At 73.8% G+C, this 18,745-nt stretch carries 18 protein-coding genes; 5 read left to right on the top strand and 13 right to left on the bottom strand.

The annotated features are described in order from the left end of the window. From ABD296_RS31505 to ABD296_RS31490, 4 genes are all read right to left on the bottom strand, one after another. A partial coding sequence (locus ABD296_RS31505; RefSeq protein ID WP_344275413.1) for a glycerate kinase occupies positions 1 to 575 on the bottom strand: 575 nt, incomplete at its 3' end. A gap of 2 nt (positions 576 to 577) precedes the next feature. After that, complete coding sequence (locus tag ABD296_RS31500) at positions 578 to 1,468, bottom strand: hypothetical protein (RefSeq protein WP_344275410.1); 891 nt, start codon at positions 1,466 to 1,468, stop codon at positions 578 to 580. Then, positions 1,465 to 2,577 carry a S66 peptidase family protein gene (locus ABD296_RS31495; RefSeq protein ID WP_344275407.1) on the bottom strand — a complete coding sequence of 371 codons (1,113 nt, stop codon included), beginning with the start codon at positions 2,575 to 2,577 and terminating at the stop codon, positions 1,465 to 1,467. The genes ABD296_RS31500 and ABD296_RS31495 overlap by 4 nt, the downstream gene beginning before the upstream one ends. Positions 2,578 to 2,668: 91 nt before the next feature. Continuing rightward, positions 2,669 to 3,436 (bottom strand): SIR2 family NAD-dependent protein deacylase, encoded by a 768-nt coding sequence (locus ABD296_RS31490; protein WP_344275404.1) that lies wholly within the window; start codon positions 3,434 to 3,436, stop codon positions 2,669 to 2,671. A 107-nt stretch (positions 3,437 to 3,543) separates the two neighbouring features. Between ABD296_RS31490 and ABD296_RS31485 the strand changes: the two genes are divergently transcribed. Continuing rightward, positions 3,544 to 4,527: a sulfotransferase family protein gene (locus ABD296_RS31485; RefSeq protein WP_344275401.1), complete on the top strand. Its 984-nt coding sequence runs from the start codon at positions 3,544 to 3,546 to the stop codon at positions 4,525 to 4,527. A 10-nt stretch (positions 4,528 to 4,537) separates the two neighbouring features. On the opposite strand, the gene ABD296_RS31480 is transcribed toward ABD296_RS31485, so the two are convergent. Further along, on the bottom strand, positions 4,538 to 6,505 hold the full coding sequence (locus ABD296_RS31480; RefSeq protein WP_407061533.1) for an ABC transporter ATP-binding protein: 1,968 nt from the start codon (positions 6,503 to 6,505) through the stop codon (positions 4,538 to 4,540). Positions 6,506 to 6,751: 246 nt separating this feature from the next. Here ABD296_RS31480 and ABD296_RS31475 point away from each other — a divergent pair, with 246 nt between their 5' ends. Continuing rightward, entirely contained in the window at positions 6,752 to 8,692 is a 1,941-nt protein-coding gene (locus ABD296_RS31475; protein ID WP_344275398.1) for a Xaa-Pro dipeptidyl-peptidase, read from the top strand. Between the two features lie 110 nt (positions 8,693 to 8,802). Here the strand turns inward: ABD296_RS31475 and ABD296_RS31470 are convergent, their stop codons facing one another. From ABD296_RS31470 to abc-f, 3 genes are all read right to left on the bottom strand, one after another. After that, positions 8,803 to 9,654, bottom strand: a complete 852-nt coding sequence (locus tag ABD296_RS31470; RefSeq protein ID WP_344275395.1) for an enoyl-CoA hydratase/isomerase family protein — start codon at positions 9,652 to 9,654, stop codon at positions 8,803 to 8,805. A gap of 196 nt (positions 9,655 to 9,850) precedes the next feature. Further along, positions 9,851 to 10,063, bottom strand: a complete 213-nt coding sequence (locus ABD296_RS31465) for a helix-turn-helix domain-containing protein (RefSeq protein ID WP_021596738.1) — start codon at positions 10,061 to 10,063, stop codon at positions 9,851 to 9,853. Positions 10,064 to 10,179: 116 nt separating this feature from the next. Then, positions 10,180 to 11,778 carry a ribosomal protection-like ABC-F family protein gene (abc-f, locus tag ABD296_RS31460; RefSeq protein ID WP_344275391.1) on the bottom strand — a complete coding sequence of 533 codons (1,599 nt, stop codon included), beginning with the start codon at positions 11,776 to 11,778 and terminating at the stop codon, positions 10,180 to 10,182. 269 nt (positions 11,779 to 12,047) lie between these two features. On the opposite strand from abc-f, the gene ABD296_RS31455 reads away from it, so the two are divergent. Continuing rightward, positions 12,048 to 12,845: a VOC family protein gene (locus tag ABD296_RS31455; RefSeq protein ID WP_344275388.1), complete on the top strand. Its 798-nt coding sequence runs from the start codon at positions 12,048 to 12,050 to the stop codon at positions 12,843 to 12,845. Between the two features lie 74 nt (positions 12,846 to 12,919). On the opposite strand, the gene ABD296_RS31450 is transcribed toward ABD296_RS31455, so the two are convergent. Genes ABD296_RS31450 through ABD296_RS31440 form a run of 3 tightly spaced genes read right to left on the bottom strand, consistent with a single transcriptional unit; the run spans position 12,920 to position 14,976 of the window. Further along, a complete protein-coding gene (locus tag ABD296_RS31450; RefSeq protein WP_344275385.1) occupies positions 12,920 to 13,681 on the bottom strand; it encodes an AIM24 family protein in 762 nt (253 codons plus the stop codon). A gap of 3 nt (positions 13,682 to 13,684) precedes the next feature. Next, a complete protein-coding gene (locus ABD296_RS31445) occupies positions 13,685 to 14,338 on the bottom strand; it encodes an AIM24 family protein (RefSeq protein WP_344275382.1) in 654 nt (217 codons plus the stop codon). Next, positions 14,338 to 14,976: an AIM24 family protein gene (locus ABD296_RS31440; protein WP_344275380.1), complete on the bottom strand. Its 639-nt coding sequence runs from the start codon at positions 14,974 to 14,976 to the stop codon at positions 14,338 to 14,340. Before ABD296_RS31440 ends, ABD296_RS31445 begins: the two co-directional genes overlap by 1 nt. A 163-nt stretch (positions 14,977 to 15,139) precedes the next feature. Here ABD296_RS31440 and ABD296_RS31435 point away from each other — a divergent pair, with 163 nt between their 5' ends. Both ABD296_RS31435 and ABD296_RS31430 read left to right on the top strand, forming a co-directional pair. After that, positions 15,140 to 15,535: an ABC transporter permease gene (locus tag ABD296_RS31435; RefSeq protein WP_344275377.1), complete on the top strand. Its 396-nt coding sequence runs from the start codon at positions 15,140 to 15,142 to the stop codon at positions 15,533 to 15,535. A gap of 104 nt (positions 15,536 to 15,639) precedes the next feature. Further along, positions 15,640 to 16,770, top strand: coding sequence for an EAL domain-containing protein (locus ABD296_RS31430; protein WP_344275374.1), 1,131 nt, complete (start codon positions 15,640 to 15,642; stop codon positions 16,768 to 16,770). Between the two features lie 31 nt (positions 16,771 to 16,801). Here ABD296_RS31430 and ABD296_RS31425 read toward each other — a convergent pair whose 3' ends face one another. Further along, positions 16,802 to 17,512: a response regulator transcription factor gene (locus tag ABD296_RS31425; protein ID WP_344275371.1), complete on the bottom strand. Its 711-nt coding sequence runs from the start codon at positions 17,510 to 17,512 to the stop codon at positions 16,802 to 16,804. Positions 17,513 to 17,525: 13 nt separating this feature from the next. Further along, complete coding sequence (locus tag ABD296_RS31420; protein WP_344275368.1) at positions 17,526 to 18,716, bottom strand: sensor histidine kinase; 1,191 nt, start codon at positions 18,714 to 18,716, stop codon at positions 17,526 to 17,528. Positions 18,717 to 18,745: the final 29 nt, after the last annotated feature.

Below are 18,745 nucleotides of genomic sequence, written 5' to 3'. Positions count from 1 at the left end.
CAGGCGACCCGGAACCGCGCGGCGCGCACCGCGTCCGGGACGCCGGAGTCGTCGATCGCGGCGAGCCGGGCCAGGGCCGCGCCGCCGGGCGGCAGCTCCGCGCCGGACGCGTCCAGGAAGCGCACACCGAGGGCGCGCAGCAGCCCGGCGCCGCCGTCGGTGCTCGCGCTGCCGCCGATGCAGACCAGCACGTCCCGCGCGCCGCGCCGGACCGCGACCGCGATCAGCTCGCCGGTGCCGGCCGTGCCGGCGCCCAGCGGGTCGGGCGGGACGTCCTCGACCAGCGGCAGCCCGGACGCGGCGGCCAGCTCCACGACGGCGGACCGGCCGTCGCCCGACAGCGCGTAGGCCGCCTTCACCGGACGGCCCACCGGGTCGGTCGCGGCGACCTCGACCAGGTCGCCGCCGCGCGCGGCCACGAAGCAGTCGAGGGTGCCCTCGCCGCCGTCGGCCATCGGCACGGCGACCACCTCGGCGCCGGGCACGGCGCGCCGCGCCCCCGCCCCGACCGCGGCGCACACCTCCGCCGCGGACAGGCTGCCCTTGAACGAGTCGGGCGCGATGACGATCTTCACTCTCAGTACTCCGCGGCGGACGTGGCCAGCACGGACGTGAATTCGCGCGGCAGCACCAGCGAGTCGCCCTCGTACCGGGTCTCCAGGTAGGTCAGCTCGCCGCCCCGCCACCAGTACAGGTGGGGGCTGAGCGAGCCCGGCCCCTCCTCGTAGGCGCGGTGCGCCTGCGCCTGCAGCTCGTTCGCGGCGGCCACGGCGGCGCGGTAGCGGGCCCGGGGGTGGACCTCCGACATGCTCAGCGCGTGCGCGACGATCAGGCTGCGGTTGGGGGCGATGACCAGCGCGCCGTGCGGGCCGATCGGCAGGTACTCCTCCAGCCACGCCAGGTGGGTGACGGCGTAGAACGTCCAGCCGTGCAGCACCGACACCCGGACGCCGCCGAGGTCCTGCTCGTCGAGCTGGAGCGGCCCGTCCGCGCGGACGTTGGCGCGACCCAGCATGAACAGCGCGTCGCCGGAGACCGGCCAGCCGTTCATCTCGTCGGTGGTGACGGTGCGGACGGTGGTGGGGGTGTCGACCACGACCGCCTCGATCAGCCCCGGCGCGAACGGCCGGGCCGCCAGCGCGCCGTTGTCGGCCTCGGCCGGGTAGATCCGGGTGCGCAGCAGGTGCTGGGCCAGGTCGAAGTCGCTGAGGTCGAGGGGCTCCTCGATCGCCGTGACGATCGTGGTGACGTGGTCGGACACCAGCGCCGGCCAGTCGTCGCGCGGCACCAGCCGGGCCAGCTGCCGCAGGTCGCGCATGCTGACGTGCAGCCGGTTGGCGCCCTCCAGCAGCATCACCTCTCCGGGGGCCCGGCTGCAGGCGTAGCCGAGGCTCTCGGCCACCAGTACCAGCAGCGAGTCGAGTGTTCCGTCGTCCCAGGGGTCGGGACGGGCGTGCCGGCCGCTCATCGCACACCTCCCGGCGCTTCCAGGGTCAGTACGCCGCCGCCGGGCCCGGGGTTCAGATCACCGGCCGGACCGCCGGCCTCGAGCACGGCGGGCGCGCCGAGCTCGAGCGTGCCCTGCCGGGGGCCGTGCCCGGCGGGCACCCCGGCGAGGACGGGCGCCCCGAGCGGCCCGAGCCGGGCGGCGAGCACGGCGTCCAGCTCGGCGGGATCGCCGGAGCGTTCCCACGAGCCGAGCGCGAAGCCCGCGGCCCCGTCGAGCCAGCCGGCCTGGAGCAGCTGGACGAGCATCCGGTCGATCCGGTACGGCGCCTCCGTGACGTCCTCCAGGAAAACGATGCGGCCCTTCGCGGGCGGCGGAGCGTACGGGGTGCCGAGCAGTGCGGTGATCAGGGTGAGGGTGCCGCCGGTGAGCGGGCCTTCGGCGCGTCCCGGGCACAGGGCGTGCGTGCCGGGCAGCGCCACGGTACCGCCGAACAGCGCGGCGCGCAGGCCGTCCAGGGCGCCGGCCCGGTCGGGCTCCGGGCCGCCGTCCGGGTCCGGCGCGCCGAGGTCGGCGATCATGCCGGCGGGCATCGGGCCGAACGAGGTGGTGACGCCGAGCCGGGCGCCGAAGCAGGCGTGCAGCGCGGTGATGTCGCTGGAGCCGTGCAGGATCTTCGGTCCGGCCCCGGGCGCCCGTGTCGCGGCGGCGAGGGCGTCCCAGTCGAGGTGGCCGAGCACGCGGGTGGCGCCGTAGCCGCCGCGGGCGCAGATCACCCCGCGCACGCGCGGGTCGCACCAGGCGGCCTGCAGGTCGGCGGCGCGGTCGGCGTCGGTGCCGGCGAGGCGGTGCCAGTCGTCGCGGACGGGTTCACGGACCCCGAGGCCGACCCTGTCAAGGGCGTGCTTGCCCACCACGACGTCGAGGCCGAGGTCGCGCAGCACCGCGCAGCCCGCCTCCAGCCGGGCCGGCTCCGCGGGCCCGCTGGGCGCGACGACCGCGATCCGGTCCCCCGGGCGCAACCGCGCGTACCTGCGGATCTCCCCCTGTGCCGCCCCTTCGCCGGGCGTGCCTGCGGCGGGCGCGTCGGACGGCCCCTCGACCCCCTCCGCGCGGGCGCCCCCGCTCATCAACCCGATCCCTCCTCGCACCGCGACGGATAGAGCTTGTCAGGATCCGGCCGCCAGTGGAAGGGGCGCCCGGTCACGACCCGCCAACGGATCACCGCCCGGTGCCGAGGGCGATGCGGGCCAGCCGCGGCAGCGACTCCCCGATCGGCCGGCGCAGCACCGCGTCCGCCAGCCCGTCGTAGGGCGTCGGCTCGGCGTTCATGATCACCAGGCGGGCGCCGTGGTCGACCGCCTCCAGGCAGAGCCCGGCGGCGGGCTGGACGGTCAGCGAGGTGCCGACCGCCAGGAACAGGTCGCAGGAGCGGGCCGCGGTGATCGCCGCGTCCAGCACCTCCTGCTCCAGCGCCTGCCCGAAGGAGATCGTCGCGGACTTCTGGACGCCGCCGCACTCGGCGCACGACGGATCGTCCTCGCCCGCCTCGACGCGCGCGAGGACCTCCGGCATCGGGGTGCGCAGGCCGCAGGACAGGCAGACCGCGTCGCGCATGGTGCCGTGGATCTCGATCACCTTGTCCGGGCCGGACCCGGCCCGCTGGTGCAGCCCGTCGATGTTCTGCGTGATCAGCGCGCGCAGCCGTCCGGCCCGCTCCAGCTCCACGAGGGCGGCGTGCGCGGCGTTCGGCTCCGCGTCCCAGGCGGGGTGGTCGAGCCGGGCGCGCCAGGAGCGGCGCCGCACCTCCGGGTCGGCGATGTAGGCGCCGATCGTGGACATGGCCTCGGCGGAGGGGTCCTTGGTCCAGACGCCCTGCGGGCCGCGGAAGTCCGGGATGCCGCTGTCGGTGGAGATCCCTGCGCCGGTGAGGACGGTGATCGCCGCCGCCTCCGGCAGCAGCCCGGCGAGCGTGAGGGGTGCGTCCATTCCTCAAGGTTAGGGGCCGAACGACCGGGCCGCTTCCCGGTTTCGGGCGGCCGCTACGGTGCGTCACGGCCCGACCGGCTTCCAAAAGGTGACAAACTTGGCCGGGTATGAGGTCGACGCCGCACATCCTGGTGATCAACGGCACCAAGGTCCACCGCCCGGTGTTCATCCTGGGCGCGCCGCACTCGGGTGCCGATCTCGTCGCGCGCGCCCTCAAGCGGTCCGCCGGATTCCATCTCACCACCGGACGTCCCGGCGTGCTGCGCGTCGTCTACGCCTTCGCGCGGCGGCCCGCCATCGCGACCGAGCGCGGGACCGGCGCCGCCCGGGTGATCCGGGACGCCTACGCCGAGGCCTGGCAGATCTCCGCGCGCGCCTGCGCGGAGTGCCCGGACGAGTGCCGCGAGCTGGCCGGGCTGCCGCCGCGCCCCGCGGTGCTGCGCGACCGGCCGGTGCACGACGGCGACACCGAGGGGCCGTGCGTGCAGCCGCGCGGCATCTCCCGGTACGCCGACGCCTCCCCCGACCTGATCTACAGCGCGGACGTGCTGCTGGACGCCTTCCCCGACGCCCAGCTCGTCCAGGTGATCCGGGACGGCCGGGACGCGGTCGCCGACATGCTCGCCGACGACCGGTGCCTGGCCTGGTTCAAGCCGGGGCTGGCCAACCTCGACACGGTGTTCCCCAACCCGTTCTTCGGGGTCGAGGACCACACCGAACGCAACCGCTGGCCGCGCGCGGCGACGGCGGTGAAGTGCGCGCTGCGGTGGCGCGGGTCCGTGCGGCTCAGCGCCCGGCTGCGGCAGCAGGTCCCCGAGGAGCAGCTGTTCACCGTCCGGTACGAGGACCTGGCCGCCCGGCCCCGCCGGGTCGCCGCCGAGATGTCGCGGTACCTGGACGCGGACCTGTCGAAGACGACCCTGTCGGGCCTCGTCCGGGCGGGTTCGCGCGCCGCCCCGGAGTCCGGCGAGGCCGAACACGGTGTCGGCGCCTGGCGGGAGCGCCTGACGCCCCGCCAGCTCGCCCAGGTGGAGAAGGTCGCCGGGACGGAGCTGCAGCGGCTCGGCTACCGCCTCAGCACCGACGCCTGACGGGGCACCGTCACTCGGCGCCCAGGGGCTCGGTGGCCCGCTCCTCGTCCTTCTGGTGGGAGAACTGGGTGCGGTACAGCTCGGCGTACAGGCCGCCCTCCAGCAGCAGCTCCTCGTGCCGGCCGCGCTCGGCGACGCGGCCCTCCTCGATCACCAGGATCTGGTCGGCCTCCCGGATCGTGGACAGCCGGTGCGCGATCACCAGCGAGGTGCGGCCCGCCAGCGCGGTCCGCAGCGCCTCCTGGACGGCGGCCTCGGACTCGGAGTCCAGGTGGGCGGTCGCCTCGTCCAGCACCACCACAGACGGCGCCTTCAGCAGCAGCCGCGCGATCGCCAGCCGCTGCTTCTCGCCGCCGGACAGCCGGTAGCCGCGGTCGCCGACGACGGTGTCCAGGCCCTCGGACATGCCCGCGACCAGGCCGCCGATCTGCGCGGCGTCCAGCGCGGCGAGGATCTGCCCGTCGGTGGCGTCCGGACGGGCGTAGCGCATGTTCTCGCGGATCGAGTCGTGGAACAGGTGCGCGTCCTGGCTGACCACGCCGACCTCGGCGCGCAGCGAGTCGAGCGTGACGTCACGGACGTCCACGCCGCCGATCCTCACCGCGCCGTCCGACACGTCGTACAGCCGCGACACCAGGTGCGTGATCGTCGACTTCCCGGCCCCGGACGGCCCGACCAGCGCGACGAGCTGCCCCGGCTCGGCGGTGAAGTCGATGTCGTGCAGCACCTCCTTGCCGGGGGCGTGGTCGACGCGGGCGATCGACTCCAGCGACGCCAGCGACACCTCGTCCGCCGCCGGGTAGGCGAACCGGACGTGGTCGAACCTGATCGCCGGGGCGTCGCGCCGGGAGGCGGCGTGCCCGTTGCCCTTGACCGGGTTCGCCGCGGTGGTCTCGCGCGCCGCGCTCAGCGTGCGGGCGCCCTCGCGGTCGCGGATGAGCGGCTTGAGGTCGAGCACCTCGAAGACGCGGTCGAAGCTGACCAGCGCCGTCATGACGTCCACGTGGACGTTCGACAGCGCGGTGAGCGGCCCGTACATCCGGGTGAGCAGGGTGGCGAGGGCGACGAGGGTGCCGAGCTGGAAGCTGCCGTCCACCACCAGGTAGCCGCCGACGCCGTAGACCATCGCGGTGGCGAGCGCCGCGACGAGCGTGAGGCCGGTGAAGAACACCCGCCCGTACATCGCGGAGACGACCCCGATGTCGCGGACCCGCGCCGCGCGCCCGGAGAAGTTCTCCTCCTCCTCGGCGGGACGGCCGTAGAGCTTGGCCAGCATGGCGCCCGCGACGTTGAACCGCTCGGTCATCAGCGAGCTCATCTCGGCGTCCAGCACCATCTGCTCGCGGCTGATCCGCGACAGCCGCTTGCCGACCCACTTGGCCGGCAGGATGAACACCGGGAGCAGCAGCAGCGCGATCAGCGTCACCTGCCAGGACAGGATCATCATCGTGACCAGTACCAGGACCAGGCTGATCACGTTGGAGACCACCGACGACAGCGTGGTGGTGAGCGCCCGCTGCGCCCCGATGACGTCGTTGTTGAGCCGGCTGACCAGCGAGCCGGTCTGCGCCCGCATGAAGAACGCGACGGGCTGGCGCTGGACGTGCCCGAACACCTGGCTGCGCAGGTCGTAGATCAGCCCCTCGCCGATGCGCGCGGAGTACCAGCGCTGCGCGAGCCCGAGCACCGCGTCCATCAGGGCGAGCCCGGCGACCGCGACGGCGAGCCAGATCACCAGGTTCTGCCGGTGGTGCCCGATGCCGGTGTCGATGATCGACTTGAGCAGCAGCGGGTTGGCGACGACGACCACCGCGGCGAGCGCGTTGAGCCCGAGGAACAGGACCAGGTCGCGGGTGTAGGGGCGGGCGTAGCCCGCGATCCGCTTGAACGTGCCGGGCTTGAGCCGCTGCTGGGTGACCGACTCGTCGCGGCGGAACGAGGCCATCACCTGCCAGCCGTTGCCCGGCATTCCCGGCATGCCCACTAATGCCTCCGAGGGGTCGCCGCGCGCCCGGCACGGGATGGGCGCGCGTGAAACGTAATCAAGTAAGCATCTCAGTATCCGGCGGGCACAACGCGCGCCCGGCCGCCGCGCTTCCCGGCTCCGCTCACGGCGTAACGGCTCTGGACTTCCCGGCCGAACCGGTGGTTAATGTGATCAACAACTTCAGGCTCTCACCCCCCAGGAGCCCCTGTGCCCCAGCGCTCACCACAGCGCCCGCGCATGCGCCCGCCACGAGCGGGCGCGGGTGCCGTCACCCTGACCACCGGCGCCGCACTGGCCACCGCCGCCGCGCTGCTCGCCACCGCCCTGCCCGCCGCGTCCGCGTCCGCGGGATCCGCGCCCGCCGCGCCGCCGCACCGGCTCACCGTCAGCGGCGGTGAGACGCAGCCGGTGTTCTCCCGCGCCGACGCCGTCACCCAGACGGTGAACATCGAGACCACCGCCGACAGCGACCGCGACGGCGTGCGCGACCGCGTCCAGCTGCGGATCATGCGGCCGGCGGAGACCGACACCGCCGGCCTCAGGGTCCCGACGATCATGGAGCCGAGCCCGTACTGGGCCGGCATCAACGACGTCCCGAACCACCCGGTGGACATCGGCGACGCGCGGGCCCGCGCGCTGACCACCACCCAGCGGAACCTCGCCGAGATGTTCCCGGGCTACTACGACAACTACTTCCTGCCGCGCGGCTACGCCGTCGCCGACCTCGACAGCATCGGGACGGGCGGCTCGACCGGCTGCCCGACGTCCGGGGACCGCAGCGAGCAGGCCGGCGCCAAGGCCGCCGTCGACTGGCTGAACGGCCGGGCCCGGGGCTGGGCGCCGGACGGCACGCCGGTCAAGGCCACCTGGTCCACGGGGAACGTCGGCATGATCGGCCAGTCCTATGACGGGACGCTGCCGAACATGGCCGCCGCGTCGGGCGTCGAGGGGCTGAAGGCCATCGTCCCGATCGCCGGGATCAGCAGCTGGTACGACTACTACCGCGCGGGCGGCGGCGTCGTCGCGCCCGGCGGCTACCAGGGCGAGGACCTGGACGTGCTGGCCAAGGCCGTGCTCACCCGGAAGAACCCCGAGGTCTGCAAGCAGGTCATCGACGACATCGAGGCCACCCAGGACCGCGAGACCGGCGACTACGGCAAGGTCTGGGCCGAGCGCGACTACGTCGGCCAGGCGCGGAACGTGCACGCGGCCGTCATGGTCGTGCACGGGCTCAACGACTGGAACGTCAAGCTCAAGAACTCCGTCCAGTGGTGGAACGCGCTGAAGAAGGCGGGCGTGCCGCGCAAGCTCTGGCTGCACCAGGGCAACCACTCGACGCCGTTCCGCTGGCGCGTGGAGGAGTGGCTGCGGCAGACGCTCCACTGGTTCGACCGGTACCTCTACGGCATCCGCAACGGCATCGACAAGGAGCCGCGCGTCGACATCGAGCGCGCGGACGGGACGTGGGAGACGGCGAAGGACTGGCCGGTCCCCGGCACCCGCACCGTCCCGCTCAGCCTCGACGCCGGCTCGTCCGGCCAGCCGGGCACGCTCGGCCTGCGTCCCGGGCACGGCGTGACGCAGTCGTTCACCGACGAGGGCAAGACCCGCACCGCCGAGGACCTGCTGGCGAACGAGGGCCGGGCCGATCCGAACCGGCTCGCCTACCTCACCGGGACGCTGGACCGGCCGGTCCGGATCGACGGCACGCCCTCGATGTCGCTGCGCGCGTCCCTGGACGGCCGGTCGCCCTACCTGACGGCGCTCCTGGTGGACTACGGCACCGACAGCCGGCCGACCGGCGCCCGCGTCGACACCGGGCAGAAGGTCTGTTACGGGCAGAGCGTGCCGGGCGACGAGGGCTGCACCACGCGGCAGGCCCTCGCCATGGAGACCGCCCCCTACAAGATCATCACCCGGGGCTGGCTGGACGCGCGGAACCGGAACGGCTTCAGCCGCACCGACCCGATCACGCCGGGACGCACCTACGCGTTCCGCTGGGACCTCCAGCCGACCGACTACACGGTCAAGGCCGGCCACCGGCTCGGCGTGATCCTGCTGTCCACCGACCACGACTACACGCTGCGCTACCCGGCCGGCACCGAGGTCACGATGAGGACGGGCGTCAGCCGCGTCGACCTCCCCCTCGCCCGCGGCGGCCGCGAGGCCCTCGGCTGACCGAACAACGTTCACTTGCGGCGAGTCGTCGTTATGGCAGGCCGCATAACGACGACACGCCGCAAGTCGACGATGACGCGGGCGGGGCGTGTGCGGGGAGGGTGTGAGGGTTACTTGCCGAAGAGGTCGCGGAGGCGGCCTGCCTGCTCGCGGCGCTCGGCGGCGCACTGCTGTTCGAGGGTGTTCTCGGGGGCCTCCCACAGCAGCCGCTTGGTGGCCACGGCGGCGCCGGGGTTCACCGCGAGGAGGGAGGCGACCAGGTCGTCGACCGCGGCGTCCAGGCCGTCGCGCGGCACCACGATCTCGGCGATGCCGAGCCGGGCCGCCTCCTCGGCGTGGACCGTCCGGGCCGTCAGGCACAGTTCGAGGGCGCGCCCGATGCCGACGATCTCCACCAGCGGCTTGGTGCCGGTGAGGTCGGGGACGAGCCCGAGCGCGGGCTCCTTCATGCAGAACTTCACGTCGTCGGCGGCGACGCGGATGTCGCAGGCGAGCGCGAGCTGGAATCCACCGCCGATGGCGTGCCCGTGCACCGCCGCGACGGTGACGATCTCGGGGCGCCGCAGCCAGGTGTACCCCTCCTGCAGCTCGGCGATGAACCGGTCGGTGGCCTCGGCGTCGGAGCCGTCGGCGAAGCCCTCGCCGTCGCCGGAGAACATCGACAGGTCGATGCCCGCCGAGAACGAGGGGCCGGCGCCGCGCAGCACGACCACGCGCACACCGTCCGGCAGTGACCGGCCGATCGCGGCCAGGCCGCGCCAGGTGGCGAACGTCATGGCGTTGCGCCGCTCCGGCCGGTTCAGCGTGACGGTCGCGACCGCGCCGTCGACCTCCAGCCGCAGCCCGGCCTCGGCCAGCCGCTCCTCGAGCGGCCGGTCCCCGGCCGGCCCGGTCCGGGTGAGCCCGGTCCCGGTGGGCCCGGTGGCCGTTTCCGGCCCGTTCCCGACCCTCGCGTCCGCCATCGACGTTCCCCTTCCGACGAGCGCGGCGGGCCCGCCCCGCCGTCCACGGGGCGGAGCCCGACCTGCCCGCCGCCGCGACCGAACCCTACTCGGTGGGCCGCGGCGACGGATCAGGCGGTGCGCTCATCCGGGGGCCGTCGTCCGTCCGGGACCTGCGTCCGTTCGGGACCCGTGTCCGTTCTGGACCTTCGTCCGGTCAGGACTTCTTGCCCCGGGTCGCGCCGCCGCGACCGCGCAGGTTGACTCCGGACTCGGTGAGGATCCGGTGGATGAAGCCGTACGAGCGGCCGGTGGCGGCTGCCAGGGCGCGGATGCTCTCGCCGGAGTCGTACCTCTTCTTGAGGTCCGCCGCCAGCTTGTCGCGCTCGGCACCGGTCACGCGGGTGCCCTTCTTGAGGGTCTCGGCCACGAGTACCTCCCGTAGTGATGTGGTGACCGCTGCGTTATCCCCCGCCATGATCAGTCATTCCCGCGCGTTCGGCTACCCACTCGGCCAGAAAAGATCTGCGGAAGGCACTCTGCAGGTCACGCAAGTGCCACCAGATCGGCAAACTCGTCACTCCAGATGTCTTCGACACCATCCGGCAGCAAAATCACTCTTTCCGGCCGCAGCGCGTCCACCGCACCCTCATCGTGGGTCACCAGGACGATGGCCCCGGCGAAGGTGCGCAGCGCGCCGAGGATCTCCGCGCGGCTGGCCGGGTCGAGGTTGTTGGTGGGCTCGTCGAGCAGCAGCACGTTGGCGCTCGACACCACCAGCATCGCCAGTGCCAGCCGGGTCTTCTCGCCGCCGGACAGCACGCCCGCGGGCTTGTCGACGTCGTCGCCGGAGAACAGGAACGAGCCCAGGATCTTGCGGACCTCGACGGGCGCGAGGCCGGGCGCGGCCGTCTGCATGTTCTCCAGCACCGACCGCTCCACGTCGAGCGTCTCGTGCTCCTGGGCGTAGTAGCCGATGCGCAGCCCGTGGCCGGCCACGACGCCGCCGGTGTCGGGCTTGTCGACCCCGGCCAGCATGCGCAGGAGGGTCGTCTTGCCCGCGCCGTTCAGGCCCAGCACGACGACCCGGCTGCCCCGGTCGATGGCCAGGTCCACGTCGGTGAAAATCTCCAAAGATCCGTACGATTTCGACAAACCTTCGGCGGTAAGGGGGGTTTTGCCACAAGGTGCCGGGTCCGGGAAGCGAATTTTGGCCACCTTGTCGGCCTGCCGCTCCCCCTCGACGCCGGCCAGCAGCTGCCGGGCCCGCCGGTCCATCTGCTGCGCCGCCTTGGCCTTGGTCGCCTTCGCGCGCATCTTGTCGGCCTGCGACAGCAGCGCCGTGGCCTGCCGCGTGGCGTTGGCCGTCTCGCGCTTGCGGCGCCGCTCGTCGGTCTCGCGCTGGTCCAGGTACTTCTTCCAGCCGACGTTGTAGATGTCGATCACGCTGCGGTTGGCGTCCAGGTGGAAGACCCGGTTGACCACCACGCCCAGCAGGTCGACGTCGTGGCTGATCACCACCAGGCCGCCCTGGTGGGACTTCAGGAAGTCGCGCAGCCAGACGACCGAGTCGGCGTCCAGGTGGTTCGTCGGCTCGTCCAGCAGCAGCGTGTCGGCGCCGGAGAACAGGATGCGGGCCAGTTCGACGCGGCGGCGCTGGCCGCCCGACAGGGTGCCGAGCGGCTGCCCCATCACCCGGTCGGGCAGGCCCAGGCTGGAGGCGATCGAGGCGGCCTCGGCCTCGGCGGAGTACCCGCCGAGCACGTGCAGCCGCTCCTCCAGCCGCCCGTACCGGCGGACGGCCTTGTCGCGCTCCTCGCCGGTCGCGGTGGCCATCGCCTCCTCGGCGGCGCGCAGCTTGCGGACGACCTCGTCCAGCCCGCGCGCCGACAGGATGCGGTCGCGCGCCAGCTCGTCCAGGTCGACGCCGCGCGGGTCCTGCGGGAGGTAGCCGATGGTGCCCGAGGACGTGACGCCGCCCTGCGCCGGGATCGCCTCCCCGGCCAGCACCTTGGTGAGGGTGGTCTTGCCGGCGCCGTTGCGGCCGACGAGGCCCACCCGGTCGCCGGGGTTGACCCGGAACGAGGCGGACTCGATCAGCAGCCGGGACCCGGCGCGCAGTTCGATGTCTTTCGCGATGATCACAGTGACAGGGCTCCCCTGACGGACGGCTCGATGGACAGGCGCACGAAACAGCGCGCCGCGCGGTCCATCCGACCGGGGCGCGCTGGGCGGCCTGTCAGCTCGGGAGCGAAACCATCGGTCCAGTGTACGTGAAGCGGAGGCCGCTCCCGGCCATGCCGATCCCGCACGGCCCGATGTGTGAACCGCCAGCCCGGGGCCAGGATGGGGGTACGGCGGGCGGCGGAGGACGCCGGGGCCGCGAGGCCCCTGCACAAAGGAGTGTGAGTCGGATGACGCAGGTCACGAGCAACGTGCCGGAGGGCACACCGAACTGGCTCGACATCGGCCTCCCGGACCTCGAGCGGGCCAAGACGTTCTACGGGACGCTCTTCGGCTGGCAGTTCGAGGACGCCGGGGCGGAGGCGGGCCACTACAACCAGTGCAGGCTGCGCGGCGTGCCGGTGGCCGGGATGATGCAGAACCCCGAGGACCAGCCCGACGAGTACTGGTGGACGGTCTACATCGCCGCCGACGACTGCGACGGGCTCGTCAAGCGCGCCGCCGACGCGGGCGGCGAGGCGGTCGTGGCGCCCATGGACGTGATGGGCCTCGGCCGCATGGCGATCGTCAGGGACCCGCAGGGCGGCCAGTTCGGCCTGTGGCAGGGGCACGACCACCACGGCTCGGGGATCGTGAACGAGCCGGGCTCGTTCGTCTGGAACGAGCTGGTCACCCCCGACTCCAAGGCCGCGGGCGACTTCTACCAGGCGGTGTTCGGCTACGAGCTGGAGCCGATGCCGGGCGACATGGACTACACCGTGCTGAAGCGCGCCGCGGACGGCCGCTACATCGGCGGCATCCTCGGCGGTGCCGACATGCTGCTCGGCAACGGCCGGACCCGCGTCCCGTCCTGGACGACCTACTTCGCGGTCGAGGACGCCGACGAGGCGGTCCGGAAGGTCACCGCGGGCGGCGGCACGGTCGACTCGGGGCCGGCCGACAGCCCCTACGGCCGGTCCGCCGCCGTGCGGGACCCGTCCGGAGTGCCGTTCCACGTCATGAAGCCCGCGCCCGAGCAGGGTTCCTGACCGGCCCGCCGTACCGGTGACGCCGCACCCATGACGCGGCGGCGGGGGCCCGGGACGTCCCGGGCCCCCGGGGGTCAGCCCTGGCGTTCGGACGACAGCCGCTGGGTGATCGTCCGCTGGAGCCGCTGCAGCCCGGACGCGCCGACCATGCCGATCTGGCCCTCCAGGTCGCGCAGCAGCACGTCCTCGTTCATCACGACCTCCGACGACTGCATCAGCACGGTGCCCTGGCCGGTGAAGTCGAACTGGTGCTCCTCGCCCGACGAGCCGCCGATCCCGAAGACCATCCGCGCGGCGCCGAACGCGCCGCGCATGTAGGAGTGGTCGTAGTGGTGGCAGGGCGAGGGGCAGTCCGCCCAGCCCAGCAGCGCCTGCGGGTCGATCCGGATCGGCGGCTCGACGAAGTGGACGGGCCCGTTGGAGGCGGCCACGAACCGGCCCGTCCCGATCAGGGTCAGGAACCCCGGGATGATCGACTGCTTGAGCTCCAGGCCCGGTTCGAACGCCAGCAGGTTCCCGGCCCGGACGGTGAGGTTGCCGTTGTCGAGGTCGAAGGAGTTCACGTCGAACCCGCGGTCGGCGAGGAGCAGCTTGCCGCGTCCCTGCGCGACGATCCAGTCCTGGGCGTACAGCGGCGAGTTGAAGGTGTGCGCGACGAGGGAGTCCAGCGGGCCGGACGACAGCGCCTCGAACCTGATCTGCCCGTAGTAGGCGATCATCTTGCCCTTCTGCGCGAACCACTGCCCGTCGAGGTCGACGCTGAAGGCGTAGGGGTTGACGTTGTCGTTGGACGGGAGCGTGGCCGCGTTCCAGGTCTGCGTGCCGAACGTGCTCACGGGTCAGATCTTCCTCTCGCTGGCCTGGACGTAGACGACGCCGGAGCCGCTCAGCTCGAGCTGGAACCCCTCGCCGGAGCCGCGCCCGATGAGGTCGCGCAGCCCCACCGCCGTGGTCAGCTTGTTCTGCACCTGACCGCGGTGGGCGACGTAGGCCTGGGGGTCGACGTGGACGGGGCGCTGCGGGCCGATCGGCAACTCCATGACGCCGCCGTGCGACAGCAGCGCGCACGAGCCCTGCCCGGTCAGCGTGGTGGTGAACAGGCCCTGCCCGGTGACCGCGCCGCGCACGATGCCGCGCACGCCGCCCTGCTCGCCCATGAACATGGTCCCGACCTGCAGGGACGCGTCGTGCACCAGCAGCCGGTCGGCCTCCACGAACAGGGTGTCCGCGCCGCCGAGGTCGACGACGGACACGTGCAGCCCCGCGTGCCCGAACATGACCTCGCCCTGCCCGGTGACGTGCATCATCGCGCTGCGCTCGCCCGCGACGGCGCGTCCGATGGCGCCGCCGATGCTCTGCCCGGCCGTGGTGGAAGGCGCGAACGACACCGCGCCGGTGTAGGCGAGCATCGCGCCGCGCTTGCTGTAGACCTCCCGCCCGGGCCCGACGGGCACCTGGAGCATCTTGGAGGTGATCTTCTGGTAGCCCGGCATCAGATCTCCAAGATTCCGCCGCGTTCGGCCGGCTGGACGTAGACCAGCCCGTGCCCCTGGTACCGGAACTGGACGCTCTCGCCCGACCCCTGGCCGATGACCGTCCTCCAGTTGACATCGGTGACGACGTCCTGGCGGAGCTGCCCGTGGTGGCCGACGTAGGCGTGCGGGTCGACCGACAGCGGCGTCTCGGGGGTCACCTCCAGCGCGATCGCCGGACCGTCGGACACGATCGCGACCGTGCCGTGCCCCTCGACCTTGGTGGTGGCGAGGCCCTGGCCGGTGCCCATCCCCCGCAGCCCGACGAACTGCACGCCGGTGCGCAGCCCGCCGTCCAGTGCCAGCAGGCTCTCCGACTCCACGAACAGGGTGTCGCCGGTGAGCTGGACCAGCGTCACCTCGGCGGCCTCGCTCGCCAGGTAGACGGTGCCCTCGCCGGTGATCTCCATCAGCGTCATGCCCTCGCCGGCGATCTTGCGCTTGAGCGCGCCGCGCAGCCCCTCTCCCCCGGTCATCCCCTCCCGTTTGAACGCCATCCGCCCCTCGTAGGCGACCATCGCGCCGTTCAGCGCCCTGATCGTCTCGCCGGCGAGATCGACGGCCAGCATCTTCGAGCCGTTCAGTCGAAATTGCGCCACGAGGGGAGAAGATACCGGCCGGAACCCGCCGTGGTCCGGGCATCCGCGCGCCTCGCGGGACCGCCCGCGGCCGCGGAAGGCTCTACGCCGCGGAAGGACCCACATCGCGGCGGACCGGCGCGTTGCCCGTCCCGCGCGTCCGCCGATCGGAGAGGATGGGCCCATGTGGATCGCTCCCGAACGCCGCAGCCTCAGCCGGTGGGCCGTGCCCGGGCTCGTCCTCGGCGCCGGAGTGGTGGTCGGCGCCGTGCTCGCCGCCGACGAACGCTACGGCACGGCCCTCATCGCGTTCGCCGCCCTCGCCTGCTACGCCGGCTACCTGGCCTTCCGGCGCAACGAGCCGGCGCTGCCGGTCAGCGAGCGCTTCGGCACCGGGCACCGCGCCCGCACCCACCTGCGGGCCTCGGCGATGACCGGTGACGTGCTGACGATCGCGGTGATCGGCGGGCTCGTCGTGCAGGCGCTGCGCGGCGGCGACATCACCGCCTACGTCTGGCTGGCCGCCGTCGCCGGGGTCACCTACCTGTTGTCGGCGCTGATCGGCGGCCGCGGGCTGTGAGCGCCGCCCGGCGCCATGATCCACGCCGCGACCTGCGGCGAATTGTGGGTTAACTTCTCCTGACAAGAGCGGTTCCGGGTGCTCCGGGGCGGCATGATGCCGCTGTGTCAGCCGTAGATGTCCTGGTCCCGGCGCGGGCGGTGTTCCATCCGGTGGTCGATCTCGGCACCGGCACCGTGGTGGCCGTGGAGGCGCACGCGGGGCCGCCCGCCGCGTCCGCGCTGCCGCCGCGCGTCGATCCCGTGTCCGAGGACCTGCGGCGCGCCGCCGAGGCCGCCTGCGCCGCCGGGGGCCTCCGCACGCCGCTGCCGCTCCAGATCGGCCTGCGCGCCGAGACGCTGGCCTTCGGCGACCCGGTGCTCGCCGAGCTGCACCAGGGCTTCGCCGAGACCGGCCGCCGCCCACAAGAGATCATCATCTGCGTCACCGGGGGCTTCCCGCCCGCGCAGCGGGCCCCGGTCACCGCGGCGCTGGCCGCGCTGCGGCGGGCCGGGTACCTGGTCGGGCTCGGCGGGGTCGGCGCCGCGCACGCCCCGCTCGACCTGCTCGCCGACGGCGCGTCCTACCTGCTCAAGCTCGATCCGGTGCTGGCCCGCCGGGCGCCGGCCGAACCGCGCCGCTCCGCGCTGGTGGCGAGCCTGGTGGAGCTGGCGCACCGGCTGGAGACGCACGTCCTGGCGCCGGGCCTGGAGACCGGCGAGCAGGTGCTGCACCTGCGCGAACTCGGGGTCCGGCTCGTCCAGGGGCCGGCGCTGGCGCCGCCGGAGTGGCGGCCGGGGATGCCGATCACCGTGCCCGTCGCGGCGCGCGGCGCGTCCGAGCCGCGCGTGCGCCCCGAGCTCGGGCCCCGCGTGTCGGAGTTCACGCTCCCCGGCGTCACGATGCCGCACACGGCGACCGCCGGGGAGGTGCTGAACGCGCTGAACGCCGAGACGGGCATCACCAGCATCGTCCTGGTCGACGAGCGGCAGCGGCCGCGCGCCACCGTGGACCGGACGCGCTTCCTGCTGCGGCTGTCGGGCGCCTACGGGCACGCGCTGCACGCGCACCGGCCCGCCGCGCCGCTGGCCGACCCGCCGCGTCCGGTCCCGCGCACGGTGCCGGCCGTCGCGGCGCTGCGCGCGGCGGGGCAGGAGGACGAGCGCGTCTACGACGACCTGGTGGTGGTCGACGAGGTGGGCCGCTGCCTCGGGATCGTCCGCGTCGCGGACCTGATCCGCGGCCTGTCCCCCTGACCCGCCACCCCGCGCGCTCCGCCGGGCCGGGTCATCCGGCGTTGAGATCGTCGCTGCCCGGCGGAGACCCGTCCGGGGACGCCTGACCGCCGGGCCCCGCCCGGAGGCCGGCGGCGGCCATCTCCTGGGCGAGGATGGCCGCCTGGACGCGGCTGCGCAGCCCGAGCTTGCCCAGGATGCGGCTGACGTGCGTCTTCGTGGTCGTCTCCGCCATCGACAGGCGCCGCGCGATCTCCCCGTTCGACAGCCCCTCGCCCAGGCAGCCGAGCACCTCCCGCTCGCGCGGGGTGAGCTCCGCCAGCGCCGCCGGACCGGGCACCGGCGGCTCCGGACGGGCCGCGAACGCGCCGATCAGCCGGCGCGTCACGGCCGGCGCGATGATCCCCTCCCCGCCCGCGACCGTCCGCACCGCCTCCACCAGCCGGTCGGCGTCCACGTCCTTCAGCAGGAACCCGGCGGCGCCCGCCCGCAGCGCGCCGAACACGTACTCGTCCAGGTCGAACGTGGTCAGCACCAGCACGTCCGCGAACCCGGCGATCTGCCGGGTGGCGCTGATGCCGTCCAGCCGGGGCATCCGCACGTCCATCAGAACCACGTCGGGGCGCAGCTCGCGGGCGAGCTCGACGGCCCGCTCGCCGTCGGCGGCCTCGCCGACCACCCGCACGTCCGGCGCCGCGCCGAGGATCAGCACCAGGCCCGCGCGGACCGCCGCCTGGTCGTCGGCCACCAGCACCTCGATCATGCCGCCACCTCGTTCACAGGGCTCCCTCCCCGCCGCGCGCGGGCTCGCCGTCCACCGGCAGCTCGGCGTGCACCAGCCAGTGCCCGCCGTCCGGCCCGGCGGCGAACTCCCCGCCGAGGATCGCCGCCCGCTCCCGCATCCCGATCAGCCCGCTGCCCGACCCCGGCAGCCCGGCGCCGTCGCCGAGGGGGCTCAGCACGTCGATCAGCACCCGTCCCCCCGCGTACCGGACCGACACCTCGGCGCGGCCCGGGCCGGCGTGCTTCAGCGCGTTGGTCAGCGACTCCTGGACGATCCGGTAGGCCGCCAGCTCCACCGGCGCCGGCAGCTCCGGCAGCTCGCCGACCGTCCGCAGCCGGGCCGACAGGCCGGGGCGGGCGGTGCGGTCCACGAGCCGGGCGAGGTCGGCCAGCCGCGGCGCCTCCGCCGGGTCGGCGCCCTCCCCCTCGCGCAGCAGCCCGATCATCCGCCGCATCTCCGCCAGGCCCTGCACGCTGTTCTCCCGGATCACCGTCATCGCCCGGTCCAGGCCGTCCCGGTCCAGGTCGCGGACCTTCAGCACGGCCGAGGAGTGCAGCGCGACGGCGCTCAGATGGTTGGCGATCACATCGTGCAGCTCGCGCGCCAGCCGGGCGCGCTCGGCGCCGACGGCGGCGCGCCGGTCCAGTTCGGCCAGCCGCGCCACCTGCTCGGCGCGCTGCCGCTCCGCCTCCGCCCGGGACCGGTGCTCCCGGACCAGCATCGCGGTGAGCACCGGCGTCACCCACACCGCCGCGGCGAGCGCGCCGGCGACCACGCCCAGCGCGAGGTCGCGCGCCGCCACCGCCGAGCCCGCCGTCACCGCCACCGTCGCGGCGACGGTCGCGCCGAGCAGCCATTCGGCGGTACGGCGCCGCCGCCCGTACAGGCTCGCCGCGTACAGCGCGTCCCCGTAGATCATCGCGGTGGCGATGGACGGGCCGAACGCCACGTCGAGGAAGTTGAACGGGGTCGAGATCGCCAGCGCGCTGAGCGGCGCCGTCCGCCGGAGCAGCATCGCCGCGCACAAACCCGCCAGCGGAACCAGCCGTGCCCAGAACGGCGGCCAATGGTCCGTCCACGTGCTGTAGCCGTGCGCCGCCAGCAGCACCAGCCCGGCGACAACGGACCCCGCGGCGATGAGCGCGTCCTGCGGCGTCGTGAGACGGCGGGCCTTGGAGAGCACGGAACCATCTCAGCATCCCGCGGCGACCA

Source organism: Actinomadura napierensis, from assembly GCF_039529375.1.
GTDB classification, from domain to species: Bacteria; Actinomycetota; Actinomycetes; order Streptosporangiales; family Streptosporangiaceae; genus Spirillospora; species Spirillospora napierensis.
The sequence above is the reverse complement of the archived record's forward strand: the minus strand, read 5'-3'. Positions and strand labels throughout refer to the sequence as shown.